The 14,889-nt window shown below is 65.6% G+C and carries 13 protein-coding genes; 5 read left to right on the top strand and 8 right to left on the bottom strand.

What is annotated here, in order from left to right; all coding sequences use genetic code 11:
• Nucleotides 1-65 precede the first annotated feature (65 nt).
• A complete protein-coding gene (locus NO347_RS01860; RefSeq protein ID WP_256288016.1) occupies nucleotides 66-329 on the bottom strand; it encodes a helix-turn-helix domain-containing protein in 264 nt (87 codons plus the stop codon).
• 275 nt (nucleotides 330-604) lie between these two features.
• Between NO347_RS01860 and pan1 the strand changes: the two genes are divergently transcribed.
• Nucleotides 605-1,822: a proteasome-activating nucleotidase Pan1 gene (pan1, locus tag NO347_RS01855; protein ID WP_256288015.1), complete on the top strand. Its 1,218-nt coding sequence runs from the start codon at nucleotides 605-607 to the stop codon at nucleotides 1,820-1,822.
• A gap of 95 nt (nucleotides 1,823-1,917) precedes the next feature.
• On the opposite strand, the gene NO347_RS01850 is transcribed toward pan1, so the two are convergent.
• From NO347_RS01850 to NO347_RS01840, 3 genes are all read right to left on the bottom strand, one after another.
• The gene (locus NO347_RS01850) at nucleotides 1,918-2,361 is read right to left on the bottom strand and encodes a DUF7346 family protein (RefSeq protein ID WP_256288014.1); all 444 of its coding nucleotides are present in this window, start codon (nucleotides 2,359-2,361) and stop codon (nucleotides 1,918-1,920) included.
• 50 nt (nucleotides 2,362-2,411) lie between these two features.
• Nucleotides 2,412-2,885: a DUF7322 domain-containing protein gene (locus NO347_RS01845; protein ID WP_256288013.1), complete on the bottom strand. Its 474-nt coding sequence runs from the start codon at nucleotides 2,883-2,885 to the stop codon at nucleotides 2,412-2,414.
• Between the two features lie 64 nt (nucleotides 2,886-2,949).
• Entirely contained in the window at nucleotides 2,950-3,138 is a 189-nt protein-coding gene (locus tag NO347_RS01840) for a DUF7331 family protein (protein WP_256288012.1), read from the bottom strand.
• A gap of 301 nt (nucleotides 3,139-3,439) precedes the next feature.
• Between NO347_RS01840 and NO347_RS01835 the strand changes: the two genes are divergently transcribed.
• The 4 genes from NO347_RS01835 (at nucleotide 3,440) to sufD (ending at nucleotide 9,934) form a co-directional block, all read left to right on the top strand.
• Nucleotides 3,440-6,184, top strand: a complete 2,745-nt coding sequence (locus tag NO347_RS01835) for a DNA-directed DNA polymerase (protein ID WP_256288011.1) — start codon at nucleotides 3,440-3,442, stop codon at nucleotides 6,182-6,184.
• Nucleotides 6,185-6,342: 158 nt separating this feature from the next.
• Nucleotides 6,343-7,257, top strand: a complete 915-nt coding sequence (locus NO347_RS01830) for an ABC transporter ATP-binding protein (RefSeq protein ID WP_256288010.1) — start codon at nucleotides 6,343-6,345, stop codon at nucleotides 7,255-7,257.
• A 33-nt stretch (nucleotides 7,258-7,290) separates the two neighbouring features.
• Complete coding sequence (gene sufB, locus NO347_RS01825; protein WP_256288009.1) at nucleotides 7,291-8,721, top strand: Fe-S cluster assembly protein SufB; 1,431 nt, start codon at nucleotides 7,291-7,293, stop codon at nucleotides 8,719-8,721.
• A gap of 1 nt (nucleotide 8,722) precedes the next feature.
• Nucleotides 8,723-9,934: a Fe-S cluster assembly protein SufD gene (sufD, locus tag NO347_RS01820; protein WP_256288008.1), complete on the top strand. Its 1,212-nt coding sequence runs from the start codon at nucleotides 8,723-8,725 to the stop codon at nucleotides 9,932-9,934.
• Between the two features lie 47 nt (nucleotides 9,935-9,981).
• Here the strand turns inward: sufD and NO347_RS01815 are convergent, their stop codons facing one another.
• Genes NO347_RS01815 through NO347_RS01800 form a run of 4 tightly spaced genes read right to left on the bottom strand, consistent with a single transcriptional unit; the run spans nucleotide 9,982 to nucleotide 14,822 of the window.
• On the bottom strand, nucleotides 9,982-13,038 hold the full coding sequence (locus NO347_RS01815; protein ID WP_256288007.1) for a DUF7286 family protein: 3,057 nt from the start codon (nucleotides 13,036-13,038) through the stop codon (nucleotides 9,982-9,984).
• Nucleotides 13,038-13,943: a DUF7284 family protein gene (locus tag NO347_RS01810; RefSeq protein WP_256288006.1), complete on the bottom strand. Its 906-nt coding sequence runs from the start codon at nucleotides 13,941-13,943 to the stop codon at nucleotides 13,038-13,040. The genes NO347_RS01815 and NO347_RS01810 overlap by 1 nt, the downstream gene beginning before the upstream one ends.
• Nucleotides 13,940-14,350 (bottom strand): DUF7285 family protein, encoded by a 411-nt coding sequence (locus NO347_RS01805; RefSeq protein ID WP_256288005.1) that lies wholly within the window; start codon nucleotides 14,348-14,350, stop codon nucleotides 13,940-13,942. Before NO347_RS01805 ends, NO347_RS01810 begins: the two co-directional genes overlap by 4 nt.
• A complete protein-coding gene (locus NO347_RS01800) occupies nucleotides 14,343-14,822 on the bottom strand; it encodes a DUF7283 family protein (protein WP_256288004.1) in 480 nt (159 codons plus the stop codon). The genes NO347_RS01805 and NO347_RS01800 overlap by 8 nt, the downstream gene beginning before the upstream one ends.
• Nucleotides 14,823-14,889 lie beyond the last annotated feature (67 nt).

Genomic DNA, 14,889 nt, shown 5'->3' with positions numbered 1-14,889 from the left:
AAGTCCGCATAGATTTCTCGCCGGACGGTACGGCGGGAACCTCCGAACAGTTACGATAATCCCTATCAGAGGTTCAGCGTGTACAGCCGCTTGCGGGCGTCGGTGAACGAGAAGCGCGAGTCGACGACGCCGGCGTCTTCGAGTCGCGAGAGCGCGTAGCGAACGGTCCGCGGCGGGAGAAGCGTCTCCTCTGCGAGTTGGCTCTGGGTCAGCGTGTCGTTGTAATCGAGGACCTTGGCGACGAGTTTCGCACTCGGCGGCATCTCGCGGACCGGGTCCCAGCGGTCGGTCGACTCCTCTTCGGGGGCGAGTGCCTCGGTGGTGCTCATTCGTATCTCTCACTGGGGAATGTAGACTGATAATATTTACTGTATCAAAATATGCATTCTAATAATTATTTTGTCTCGGGACACAGCTCGTTCTGCCCCGATTTGACGCATCATCCCACTGTTACCAGCGAATGAGCGAGTAACGGGTCTCCTTGCTCGTTCGGGTACGTTCGGAGGCCGCCGGAGAGACAGCGCTCCCACAGCGCGGCGGATCCGACTATGGTACGGGTTCGCTCACCCGAAGTCTCTTATGAAGCCACATCCTACGGAGGGTGATGACTGACACTGTGGACGACGTCGAGCTCCCCTACGACGAGGAGGCGGCGTCGCAGCAGGAGAAGATCCAGGCGCTCAGAGAGCGCCTCGATATTCTCGAGTCCCAAAACGAGGAGATGCGGGACAAGCTGCTGGACGCGAACGCCGAGAACAACAAGTACCAGCAGAAGCTCGAGCGGCTCACACACGAGAACAAGAAGCTCAAGCAGTCGCCGCTTTTCGTCGCCACCGTCCAAGAGATCACCGACGACGGCGTCGTGATCAAACAGCACGGCAACAACCAGGAGGCGCTCACCGAGGTGACAGACGAGATGCGCGAGGACCTCGAACCCGACGCGCGCGTCGCCGTCAACAACTCGCTCTCGGTCGTCAAGCGTCTCGACAACGAGACCGACGTCCGCGCCCGGGTGATGCAGGTCGATCACAGCCCGGACGTCACCTACCAGGACATCGGTGGCCTCGAAGAGCAGATGCAGGAGGTGCGCGAGACCGTCGAGATGCCGCTGGAATCGCCCGAGATGTTCGAGAAGGTCGGCATCCAGCCGCCCTCGGGCGTCCTGCTCTACGGTCCGCCGGGCACCGGCAAGACGATGCTAGCGAAGGCCGTCGCCAACCAGACGGACGCGACGTTCATCAAGATGGCCGGCTCCGAACTCGTCCACAAGTTCATCGGCGAGGGCGCAAAGCTCGTTCGCGACCTCTTCGAGGTGGCCCGCGAGAACGAGCCGGCGGTCCTCTTCATCGACGAGATCGACGCGATCGCCTCCAAGCGGACGGACTCGAAGACCTCCGGCGACGCCGAGGTCCAGCGCACGATGATGCAACTGCTCTCTGAGATGGACGGCTTCGACGAGCGCGGTGACATCCGCATCATCGCGGCGACGAACCGCTTCGATATGCTCGACGAGGCGATCCTCCGCCCCGGCCGCTTCGACCGCCTCATCGAAGTCCCCAAGCCCGGCCAGGAAGGTCGCGCGATCATCTTCCAGATCCACACGCGCGATATGAACGTCGCCGACGACGTCGATTTCGACCGGCTGGCCGAACTGACCGGCGAGGCCTCGGGTGCCGACATCAAAGCGATCTGCACGGAGGCCGGGATGTTCGCCATCCGCGACGACCGGACGGAGATCACGATGGCCGACTTCGTCGAAGCCTGGGAGAAGATCCAGGCCGACGCGAGCGCCGACGGCGACGCGAGCCGCGCGTTCGCCTGATTCGGCGGCGTCTCTCCGGGCTTCTTTCTGCTGTTCAGAATCGACGGGACGGAGCCGTGCGTCGATTATCGCCGACCACTGTCGGCTACTGTCGATTACTCGCTGTTACCGTCGTCTTCGGCGCCTCGAAGCATCGCGACCGCACGGCGCGTCGTCTCGGTGGCGTCGTAGCCGCGCTCGCCGTAGACCGTCGTCTCGGTGAGGAGCCCTGCCGCGCGGAACTCACCGAGGAGGCCGTGAAGATCCGACTCACAGAGGTCGTAGGAATCGAGGAGTTCGACCACCGAGAGCGGGCCGCGATCGGCGAGTTCGACGAGCAGTCCAAGCGAGCGGTCGTCGTGTGCGGCCGTGGCGACGCGTCGGACCGCCTCGGGGACGGCGCGAGCGGCGACCGAAAGTGGCGCATCGTCCTCGACGGTCAACGCGTCGTTGGGGAGGTACCGTTCCTCGCCGGTCTCCGGATCGCGCACGCGACTCGATTCGGCCGAGCGCTTGACCAAGAGATACCGATCACCGGCGTCGTCGCGGACGGTCTGCATAGTCGTGACCTGGCCCGAGCGGCGCTTATCAGTTGCGCTGGCGGACGCGATCACTGATGTTCGTCCGGACCGGCGCCCGCGGTATCGGCGTCCGCGTTTGCCGCACCGGCAGAATCTCCGTCTTTCGCCCCGTCAGAGTCTGTATCTACCGTCCCGTCAGCAGCTGCGTCGGGCGTGCTCTCGTCGCTGTCTGCGACGTGCTCTTGGTACGTCCGATAGAGATCGTACGTCCGGTAGAGTGCGAAGAGGCCGACGACGACGGCCCCGCCGCCCCAAGTCCACTGACTACGGAACGCGATGAGCAGCAGGCCGAGGCTGACGCCTGCGAGCGCGACGTTGGCGTAGATGACCGTGGCCCAGAAGAACTTCGCGAGGTCGCCGTCGGCGTCGATGCCGGCGGCATCTTCGTCCCCCGACGTCTCGACCGACGGGATAGAAACGAGGTCGTTCTCGGGGTCTCCCCACCGGTCTTCGGGGTTGGGCTCGTTCGGTTCTTCGAGCCACTCGTCGAAATCCGTCGGCACGGTCGACTCGAGGGGCGGGCGCCGCAAAAACAGTTCGTTCCGCCGAAAGAGAGCGACGAGCGGGCTAACAGTACTCGGCGAGCGTCACCGTCCGGGCCGCTTCGACCCACGCGAGCGGATTCTGCGGATCGTAAAACACGATCCCGCCGTCGACCTCGTAGGACTCGACGTCGTCGAGTCCGTTCGCTTCGCCCAGGCGCGCTGGCGCGGCTGGCGACCGATCCGTCCGCTCGGAGTCTGCAGGGTCGACCATCGTAGCCTGTGGTATGACATAACACACTATAGGTCTTGCGTCCGATCCGGAACCCGTCGCGGAGAAACCGACGATCCGCCGAGACGGTCGGCGGAAGGATGATCATAGGGACTATCGTAAGTCCGCATAGATTTCTCGCCGGACGGTACGGCGAGAATCTCCAAACAGTTACGATAATCCCTATCAGTCGAGGGGCGGTCGGCAAGGAGACGAGGCGTTAGCGAACGTAAATGGCGGAATCCGGGTACACGCGACGGACACAATGCCGAAGCTTTTACTCGGGAATGCCGAAAGCGCCCCTATGGAACAGGCAGGGCTTACGGACGACTGGGGGGGCGGTGGCGACGACACCGCCGACGACGCCCGGCCGGACGCGGAAGCGGTGGCCGTCGCCGGCAACGGCACACAGCACGTCTCGGAAGTCGTCGACGCCGAGGACATCCGCTTTCCCGACGCCGACGGCACGGTCGAACTGATGGTGACGCAGGTCAACTACTCCGTCGAGGGCAGCAGCCGTCGGGAGTATCCCGTCCTGCACGTCTTCGGTCGGACGCCCGACGGCGAGACCGAACACGTCCGCGTGCTCGGGTTCGAGCCGTACTTCTACGCGCCGACCGAGACGCTCGACGACGACAAACTCGACAAGGACGTCATCACGCGAACGGAGGAGGGCTACGAGAGTATCCGGGGTGAGGAACTGACGAAGATCTGCACCCGGACGCCGCGGGACGTCGGCCAGGTCCGCGACGAGTTCGAACACTACGAGGCGGACATCCTCTTTCCGAACCGCCTGCTCATCGACAAGGACGTCAAGAGCGGTATCCGCGTTCCCGAGCGACGTCTCGGTGACGGCGGCGACGATGGCGACGATAGCGACGGGAAAGCAGATGCGATCCAGATCCCGCACGACGAGATCGAACCCGTCGAGGTCGAAGCGCCGCTGCGCGTGAACACCTTCGACATCGAGGTCGACGACCGCTCGGGCTTTCCCGAGGACGGCGAAGAGCCGATCGTCTGTCTCACCAGCCACGACTCCGAACGCGACGAGTACACTGCGTGGCTCTACGACGCTCCGGAGGCCGCCGCGGGCGTCGACTCTCCTGACGACCTCGACGCGTACGAACCGCTGCGCGAGGACACCGACATCGACGTTCGATCCTTCGAGCGCGAGGATGCGATGCTCGACGCGTTCCTCACCTACATCGAGGAAACGGACCCGGACGTGCTGACCGGTTGGAACTTCGAGGACTTCGATATGCCGTACCTCCTCGATCGAATGGAGGTCATCGATCCGACCTCGGAGTACGACCTCGACCCCGCGCGGTTCTCCCGCATCGGCGAGGTCTGGCGCAGCGGCTGGGGTGGCCCGAACGTGAAAGGCCGCGTCGTCTTCGACCTCCTGTACGCCTACAAGCGCACGCAGTTCACGGAACTGGAGTCCTATCGGCTCGACGCCGTGGGCGAACTCGAACTCGACGTGGGGAAAGAGCGCTACGCGGGCGACATCGGCGACCTCTGGGAGCAAGAGCCCGAACGTCTGCTGGAGTACAACGTTCGCGACGTCGAACTCTGCGTCGAGATCGACCGCAAACAGGACGTCATCGCCTTCTGGGACGAGGTGCGGACGTTCGTCGGTTGTAAGCTCGAAGACGCGACGACGCCGGGCGACACCGTCGACATCTACATTCTCCACGAGGCGCACGGCCGCTTCGCCCTCCCGTCGAAGGGCCAGGCCGACGCCGAGGACTACGAGGGCGGGGCCGTCTTCGATCCGATCACCGGCGTCAAAGAGAACGTCACCGTGCTCGACCTGAAGAGCCTCTATCCGATGTGTATGGTGACGATCAACGCGTCGCCGGAGACGAAGGTCGACCCCGAAAGCTACGACGGCGACACGTTCCAGGCACCCAACGGGACGTACTTCCGGCGCGAACCGGACGGGATCATCCGCGAGATGATCGACGACCTCCTCGCAGAGCGCGAGGAGAAGAAGGCCCTGCGGAACGAGAACGATCCCGATACGCCGGCCTACGAGCAGTACGACCGCCAGCAGGCGGCTGTCAAGGTGATTATGAACTCGCTGTACGGCGTCCTGGGCTGGGATCGGTTCCGCCTCTACGACAAGGAGATGGGTGCTGCCGTCACTGCGACGGGTCGTGACGTGATCGAACACACGGCGGAGGCCGCGAACGAACTCGGCAAGGAAGTCATCTATGGCGACACCGACTCGGTGATGCTGGAACTCGGCGGTGACGTCAGTAAGGAAGAAGCCATAGAGCAGTCCTTCGAGTTGGAGGAGTACATCAACGACTCCTACGACGAGTTCGCAGCGCGGGAACTCGACGCCGAGGAACACCGCTTCCAGATCGAGTTCGAGAAGCTCTATCGGCGGTTCTTCCAAGCAGGAAAGAAAAAGCGCTACGCGGGCCACATCGTCTGGAAGGAAGGGAAGGACGTCGACGACATCGACATCACGGGCTTCGAGTACAAGCGCTCGGACATCGCGCCGATCACCAAAGAGGTGCAAAAGCGCGTCATCGAGATGATTGTCCACGGGGAGGAGACCGACGAGATCGCCGACTACCTCCACGAGATCATCAGCGACTTCGAGTCGGGCGAGATCCCCGTCGACGAGATCGGCATCCCCGGCGGGATCGGCAAGCGGCTGGACGCCTACGACACCGCGACCGCGCAGGTCCGCGGCGCGAAGTACGCGAACGAGTTCCTGGGGACGAACTTCGGGCGCGGCTCGAAACCGAAGCGGATCTACCTGGAGAAAGTCCATCCCTCGTGGTTCCGACGGATGGAAGACGAGGAGAGGTTCGATCCGCAGCGCGACGTCCTCTACGGAGAGTTCAAACGCGATCCCGACGTCATCTGTGTCGAGTATGACGACCAACTCCCCGAAGAGTTCGAGGTCGACTGGGACGTGATGCTCGAAAAGACCCTGAAGGGACCGATCGCGCGGATCATCGAAGCGCTCGGAATGTCGTGGGACGAGGTGAAATCCGGGCAGGAGCAGACCGGACTCGGCAGTTTCGTCTGACGCACGTCAGCAAACGCGACCGGCAGGAACCTCACGTACCCACATTCGGTTTCGCAAAACGAAAATATATTTTCCCCACAATAAACTGTGTACTGGGGAATGCGTAACCATTATGGGTGCCAGACCCCACTTTAGGGACACGAGGCAACGAAACAACGATGGCTACACTCGAAATCAAGAACCTCCACGCGAACGTGGCGGAGGAAGGCGGCGAACAGATTCTTCGTGGCGTTGACCTGGAGGTCAAATCCGGCGAGATCCACGCGATGATGGGTCCAAACGGGTCCGGGAAGTCGACGACGGCGAAGGTCATCGCCGGACATCCCGCCTACGAGGTCACCGACGGCGAGATCCTCCTCCATCTCGACGAGAACGACGTCGACGAGGACGTCCCCGAGGACAAACTGACGTGGGATCTTCTCGAGCTGGAGCCGAACGAGCGCGCCGCGCTCGGTATCTTCCTCGGCTTCCAGTACCCCGCAGAGATCGAGGGCGTCACGATGACGAACTTCCTCCGGACCGCACTGAACGCCAAACTCGAGGAACGCGAGGAGCTCTTCGAGGACGAAGGCGAAGCCGAAGAAGCAGCGGGCGAAGAAGAAGACGCCGGCTACGAGACCTCCCCGATGGAAGGCCCCGCCGACGAGGGCGAGGTCGGCGTCGCCGAGTTCCAACAGCTCCTCAAAGAGAAGATGGAGCTGCTGGATATGGACGAGAAGTTTATGCAGCGCTATCTCAACGCCGGCTTCTCCGGCGGTGAGAAGAAACAGAACGAGGTGCTGCAGGCCGCGATCCTCGAACCGTCGGTCGCCGTCCTCGACGAGATCGACTCCGGGCTGGACATCGACCGCCTGCAGGACGTCTCGGCGGGAATCAACGCCCTCCGCGACGAGCAGGGCACGGGCGTGCTCCAGATCACGCACTACCAGCGCATCCTCGAGTACGTCGAGCCCGACCACGTCCACATTATGCTGGACGGGAAGGTCGTCAAGAGCGGCGACGCGTCGCTGGCCGAAGAACTCGAAGACAAGGGGTACGACTGGGTTCGCGACGAGGTATACGGGACAGCCTGATACGGACAGAGATCTAAGCAACCAAACACAATTATGAGCTCCGAACAAGATCACCTCAAAGAGACGGACACCGAGGCTCGCTTCGACTTCAAGAAGGAGGAGTCCTCGGCGTTCCAGACCGAGAAGGGCCTGACCGAAGAGACGGTCCGCGTTATCTCCGAGGACAAAGACGAACCCGAGTGGATGCTGAACCGGCGCCTCCGCGCGCTGAAGCAGTTCCAGAAGATGCCGATGCCGACCGACTGGCCCGGCCAGCCGGACCTCTCGGAAGTCGACATCGCAGAGATCGTACCTTACATCCGGCCCGACGTCGACGTCCGCGCGGGCGTCGACGACTGGACGGAACTCCCAGACGAGATCAAAGACACCTTCGACAAACTCGGCATCCCCGAGGCCGAGAAGAACGCGCTCTCGGGCGTCGGCGCCCAGTACGAGTCCGAAGTCGTCTACCAGAATATGCAGGAGCGCTGGGAGGAGAAGGGCGTCATCTTCATGAATATGGACAAGGCGGTGCAGGAGCACCCCGACATCGTCCGCGAGCACTTCATGACGAAGTGCGTCCCCCCGAGCGACAACAAGTTCGCCGCGCTCCACGGCGCTGTCTGGTCCGGCGGCTCGTTCGTCTACGTCCCCGAGGACGTGACAGTCGAGATGCCCGTGCAGGCGTACTTCCGGATGAACTCCGAAGGGATGGGCCAGTTCGAGCACACGCTCATCGTCGCCGAGGACGGCGCGGAAGTTCACTACATCGAGGGCTGTTCGGCCCCGAAGTACTCGGCGTTCAATCTGCACTCCGGCGGCGTCGAAGTGTTCGTCGGCGAGGACGCCCACGTCCAGTATTCCACGGTGCAGAACTGGTCGAAGAACACCTACAACCTCAACACCAAGCGCGCGATCGTCGAAGCCGGCGGCCGGATGGAGTGGATCTCCGGCTCGATGGGCTCGAAGGCGACGATGCTGTACCCCTCGACCGTGCTGAAGGGTCCCGGCGCCTCCGACAACCACATCACCATCGCCTTCGCAGGCGAGGGCCAGAACATCGACACCGGCGCGAAGGTCTACCACAACGCGCCGAACACCAAGTCGACGATCGAGTCCAAGTCGATCTCGAAGGACGGCGGCCGGACGAACTACCGCGGTCTCGTCCACATCGCCGACGGCGCGTCCGGTTCCTCGACCTCCGTCGAGTGTGACGCGCTGATGTTCGACAACGAGTCGACGTCGGACACGATGCCGTATATGGAGATCAACGAGTCGAAAGTCGACGTCGCCCACGAGGCCACCGTCGGTAAGATCGGCGACGAGGACGTCTTCTACCTCCAGTCGCGCGGCCTCGACGACGACGACGCAAAGCAGATGATCGTCTCGGGCTTCATCGAGCCGATCACCGAAGAGCTGCCGATCGAGTACGCGGTCGAACTCAACCGCCTCGTCGAACTCGAAATGGAGGGGAGCCTCGGGTAGTATGAGCGGCGCACAACTTCCCGCGAACCTCTCTGCGGAGACGGTCCGAGAGATCTCCGAGCAGCGCGAGGAACCCGAGTGGCTACTCGAAGCGCGACTCGACGCCCTCGACGCGCTCGAAACGCTCGATCTGCCGGACGTCATCCAGACGCCCGGCCGCCGCTGGACGAACCTCGAAGCGCTCGACTTCGAGTCGCTCGTCGACCCGCTCGAACAGGTCGACGAGACCGAGCGCACCGCCGACGAGGGCGTCGAGGTGCTCACGTTCACCGAAGCACTCGACGCGCACCCCGACGTCGTCGAGTCCGCGTTCGGATCGACGATCGACCCGCAGGAGAACTACCTGACCGCGCTGTCGGCCGCGCTGTTCACGACCGGCACGGTCGTCTACGTCCCCGAAGGAGTCGACGCCGAGGACGTGACGATCCGCGCGGAGATGAACTCCCGATCGCTGTTCAGTCACACGCTCGTCGTCACCGAGGAGTCCGCGTCGGTCACGATCCTCGAGAGCATCGAGTCGGGTGCTGACGTAGAGGGCTCGCGGTACTTCTCGAACCTCGTCGAGATCGACGCCGGCGAGAACTCCTACGTCCAGTACGGGTCGCTGCAGAATCTGAACGAAGACACCTACAGCTACTCGCTCAAGCGCGCGGACGTCGGCACGTACGCGACGGTCAACTGGATCGAGGGCAACCTCGGATCGCGGCTGACTCGCAGCGACGTCGAGAGCGAACTCAACGGCGACGCCGCCGAGACGAAGATCGTCGGCGCGTTCTTCGGCCACGACGACCAGCACTTCGACGTCAACGCCCGCGTCTGGCACAACGCCGAACACACGACCGCAGATCTCGTCACCCGAGGCGTCCTCGACGACGAGGCGCGCTCGGTGTACGAGGGCGTCCAGGACGTCGGTCGCGACGCGTGGGACACGAACTCCTACCAGCGCGAGAACACGCTGATGCTTTCGGACGAGAGCGAGGCCGACGCGTCGCCGAAGCTGATCATTCAGAATCACGACACCGAGGCGTCGCACTCGGCGACTGTCGGACAGGTCGACCAGGAAGACCTGTTCTATATGGTCTCGCGAGCCATCCCGCCCCGGCGCGCGCGGAATATGCTCGTCGAGGGCTTCTTCGTCCCCGTCCTCGAAGAGATCGAAGTCGAGGAGTTCCGCGACGATCTCGAAGCGCTGATCGCCGCACGGCTGCAGTAACCGACGCTTTTACTTACGGTTCTTTCTCCCGCACTTTCCGCGCGGTCTCATTCTCTCGGACACTGCCCCGTCGGCGTCGTACAGCGAGGCCCCGGAACCGGCCCGCTCCACGCGACTGATCGCTCGTCGACGTTGCCGTCGGTGTCGCCGACGCCGAATTTTCCGGGGGGCACGGCCACGACGGCGACCGTCCGCACGCGGAAGTCGACGCGTTCGTTCCGTCCGAGTCGTTCGTCGACCCCATCGCCGTCGACGTCGAGCGCCACGGTCGTCCCGTCGCGGACGTACGTCGTCGGACCGGTGGCTGCTTCGACGGCGAACCGACCGTAAGCACCGCGGGATTCCACGATCCAGAGGTTCGCCGTGGCGACCCACGGATTGAGCGTCGGCAGGATCGGGAGTCCAGCGGGGATCTCGCCGAGCGTCCCGTTCGTTGCGCGAGCGATCCCCTGCTGGGTCGCGTTCTCGGCGGTTCGAGTCGCCATCTCGCGGGCGACGTCGCGCGTCGTCGAGACTGTCTCGTCAACGGCCGACTGGGGAACGCGGACCCGTTTCGACGTCGCTGCCCGCCGCAGGTCGACGCGCAGCGCCGTACGGACGCGATCTTCCGCTACCTCGCTCGAACCAGTGCCTGTCGTTTCAGCGACGGCCACTGTCGCAACCTCGCGAGCGAGGGACCCGTCGGTCGCCGCGATCGCACGCTCGCCCGGGCCGGCCCAGCGCGCGAACGCGCGGCGGACGACGGCAGTCCGCTCTGTCGGCGAGAGTGTCGTCTCGCGAGCGAGCGTTCGCTTCGTGCGTTGTCGAACGTGGCCCATCGAGCGGGCGACGTTCGACCGCAGCGCGTCGGTACGCGTTCGGAGCGTCGGATCAGTGTGCGTTTCGAGCGTCTGGTCGGCGGTGACGAGCGCCTGCCCCGCGGTGTGCAGCGAGACGCGTCCAGCGTTCCCGAAGAGCGTTCGTGTGACGAGATCCGCCGCTTCGCCGTACGGGACGGCAAATACGTTCAGATTTCGGACGGCGAGACCGACGTACTGTTCGTCGTCGTCGATACCGTCGACGAGAGTTCCCTCGACCGGTTCGGGCGCGAGATACGCCGGGTCGCCGTCGGGGACGAAGACGACCTCTCCGCGTGCGCCTGCGGCCGTCCCGACGTCCCGACGGGGCGATGGCGGCTCGGGCGTGAGATCTGCGAGATCGTTCGCGCGTGAGGCCGCGATCCCTTTCGCGTCGAGCGCGCGACCGATGCCGGTGTTTTGCTTCCGGGTCCGGTCAGCGCGGGCGTCGAGCGCAGCGAGTAGCTGGTCGAGATACGCCGCACGAGTGGCGACGCGGGTTCGGTCCGCGACGCCGTCGTAGGTTTCAGGCGCGTCGAGGAGTACGGCACGTCGGTCGCGGACGAGCGACGCGAGGCGCGCCGCACCGTTGGCTCGCCCCGTGGCCGCAGCACTGGCGTCGACCTCGACAGAGAGGTGCCGCACACGATCGCGGAGTCGCGCGACGTCCGCGTACACCCAGTCGGCGAGTTCCGCGGGCCGGTCGCCGACCATCGCGGTCGAGGCACTCGTCCGGCCACCGGTGACTGCACGGCGAGCGATCGCGTCGGGTCCCCCGAGGTCCGACACGAGCTCACGGCTGGCTGTGCGTCCCGCTCTGAGGTTCGGTCCATCGAGCGCCCCGCCGGATTCGAAGAGCGGTCGGACGGGGCGGGCGGGCGCTCTCCCGCCACCGAGCCGGCCGGTCGCGGTCACCCGGACACGGGAGACGTCCCGCCACGACGCGGACGTCGTTTGTGGTGTCGCATTCACCTTGACCCAGGTCCGATCCACTCGCCGGTGCTCTACGACGCGTCGGGTTGCCGTGTAGAGCCGCCGCGTTCCGATCCCCGTTCGAGACACAGACCGCGACTGCCCACTTCCGGTGACGGCGACGTCAGTCGAGACGTCGGAGTAGACGAGCGTCCAGTTGGGACCTGGTGCGCGTGGGGCGGGTCGCCGGCCGTTTCGGACCGTCCACGCCTCGGCGTCGATGGAGACTCTCGCCCGGTAGCCGTCCCGCAGGACGGCGTCGAGGCTGTCGGCTCCGCGCGTCCCGCGGAGCAGTGACAAAAACGCCTCGTCGGCCGTGCCGTTCACACCCACCGAAATCGATCGGGTCGCCGGCAACGCCCCAGATCTCCCGTCGGAATCCGCGCGATCGGCGTCGTTGGGACTCGGAAGTTGACCGGTCACTGCCGACACGACACGCGGGTCCGTTCTCGGGCCGAGGAGGTCGGTCGCGCCGGTCTGCAGCGTCGCCGCGCGAACCCCAGCGGCAGCGTCCGGATCAGCTCTACCGAACGCCGCCCGCTGGGCGTCGAGGAGGCCGGCGTTCGTCGAGAGCGCGACGTGGCGGTTCGCCACGACGTTCGAGATCGGTAGCCCGCCGTACTGACCGAGGCCACGGGCCTGCGCCATCGCGGTGACGCCAATCGTCGTCCGGCGAGCGAGGCCCGGTGCGTCGATTGGGTCCGCGTCCAGGCGTGCCTGGAACGCTTCGGTTCGGTCGTGCAGCGCCAGGACGGGGACGCCGACGGTTATCGTCCGGTCGCGCTGGCTGGTCTCGACGACACGTCCGTCCCGTTCGATCGTCAGAACGACGTCGTGGACCGTCACTCGCAGTTCCGTCCCGTCGTCGGCGCTCGCGAGCGAGACGTGACCGAGTGCGCCCGGAACGGTCTCGACGGACTTACCGAGCGATGCCCGCGCGGCGCTCTGCCCTCGGCGGTGTTCGACCGCCGCGACAGCATCACGAGCAGCGAGGAACACGCGAAGCCGGAGGTGGCGACGGAACGTCTGCGAACCCGCGAGCGCGCGTCCGGCCTCGGTGTCTGCTGCGATGGTCACGGGGTCGCGAGCAGCCGCCCGCGCCGCATCCCGAACGGCGCCGCGGAGTGCGGCGGTCACCTCGGCGTCGACGCGATCGGCGACGACGTCAGCCGAGCGGTCGATCGGTTCGGGACCCGGTGTCGCGAGTGAGGCCGCGAACGTCGAACTGCCAACGAGGAGCAGCACGCCGACGAGGGCGAACGGGACCCGCGCGCGGTCGTCGTCTGCGAGCCGCATCAGCGAGCCTCCGCCGAGGGGTTCCAGGTACGAACGATGATCCGAACTGAAGACACGGACACCGACTCCGCGGCCGCAGCCGGCGTGTCGTATCGACTCCGTAAGTCTGCAGTCACCTGCCGGGCGAGCGCGTCAGCGACGCAGGCGTTCGCGGCATCGGTGTCTTCGGTCGCGAGCGGGGCAGACAGCGACGTGTTCATTTCGGCTTCGAGGCGCGCGTACCGATATCGAACCAACCCAGCGGCCGGATCGTCACCGCGGAGCGTGACGTGCGCGGGGCCGGGCGGGACGAGTACCTGCACGGTCCGGTCGGCGACTGCGCGGCCGAGTGTCTCGAAATCGGTCGTTTCCGACGCATCGATCGGTGCGACCCCAGTCGGGACGACGAGCGTCGCCGTGTGGACGCCATCGGTAGGCGGTCGAGGACCGACGCCGACAGCACCGCCGACCGGCGCGTCGGGATACGGTCGCCACACTGCGTCGATCCGAGCGGTCGCGCCGGTTCGAGCGCGGACGGCTTCCCGCACGGCCCGGCGGAAGTCCGCGCGGGTCCGCGTGAGTGGGGCTGCCTCGGGATCTGAGTCCGCCGAGTCCAGGGTGACGCCCGCAGTTCCCGTCGCGGCGCGAGCGAGCAATCCGGCGAGGCTCCCGTGCGCAGTCCGGTCGAGTTCGGGCGAGTCGAGAGGCGTTTCGGCCGCGTTCCCATACCGTGGATCAGCGTCGTCGAGGGCACGAACGCCGGGGGCGAGCGAGTAGGTCACCTGTGCCGTCGTCGTCGCGAGCGCGTCGGAGACGGCGTCGGCCTGTCCAGGGTTCTGCGGTGGCGACTGCTCGACACTCACCAGACCGAAGACGGACGCGGAGACGAGGAGCAGACAAACCACTGCGTCGAGAGCGGCGTTCATCGCCACACCCAGACCCGTAGCTGACCCCACTCGACGTCGCCGTCCCCCATCGCAACGCTCACCGGCCGGGCAGCACTGTCGGCGTCGCTGCCGACGTCGTGCGGCGGCCGACGGCCGTTCGTCCAGCGCGCGTTCTGTGTCGTGAGCACGACCGCGACGCGGTAGCCGTCTGGCGCGACCCTGTCTGCCCGAACGAGGCTCACGGGAGAGACGACGCCGCCACCGTGGATCTCGCCGTAGACGCGGTCGAGCGTCGGCTCTGCGAGTTCGTTCGTCGTCTCTGACGGCGTCACGGCACCGAGTGTGGTGGCGTACAGCGACAGGCCAGCACAGACCGCGAAGAGCGCGACGAGCGCCACTATCGGTGACGTCTGGGCCCGTTCGGCCGCCCTCGCCTCGTTACGCATCGACGAGCACCACGTCGACGTCGTCCCAGGTCGTCCGGCGAACGATCAGCGTTCGATCCACGACACGCCACGGCGCCTCCGTCGCGTCGGCTCTGGCGCTGACGACTGCCTGTCGGAACGCCGCCGGCGAGCGGAACGCCCGGTCGGGCGGCGTCCCGTGCAGCACCTCCCGAAGCGGCGAGTCGCCGGCGGGGACAGGAGTAACGGGGCCGAACGCCACCGTCGCGTGAGCCGTCCCCGCGTCCGAGCGGAGTCCGACGCGGCGCGTCCCGAGCCGGACCTCCTCGGCGTCGAGCGGGTGCTCGCCAGTCGCGGTGTACTCTGCGGCCGCGACGCGGTCGATCGTCGCCGCGACGGCACCTGCGTCCGGTGGCGGGGCAGTCGGAAGTCCGGTAGCGGCACCGACGAGTGCGACGCCCGTCAGCGACAGGCCGATCCACGCGTACCACGCGTCGAGTGTGAGGTCGAACATAGGGCGGCTGGTGCCGTCTCCGTATATAAACGCTCGCCGCCGCGGAGCACTGCTGGTCGGCCTCCCG

Source organism: Halobellus inordinatus (assembly GCF_024464655.1).
Classification (GTDB): Archaea; Halobacteriota; Halobacteria; order Halobacteriales; family Haloferacaceae; genus Haloquadratum; species Haloquadratum inordinatus.
The sequence above is the reverse complement of the archived record's forward strand: the minus strand, read 5'-3'. Positions and strand labels throughout refer to the sequence as shown.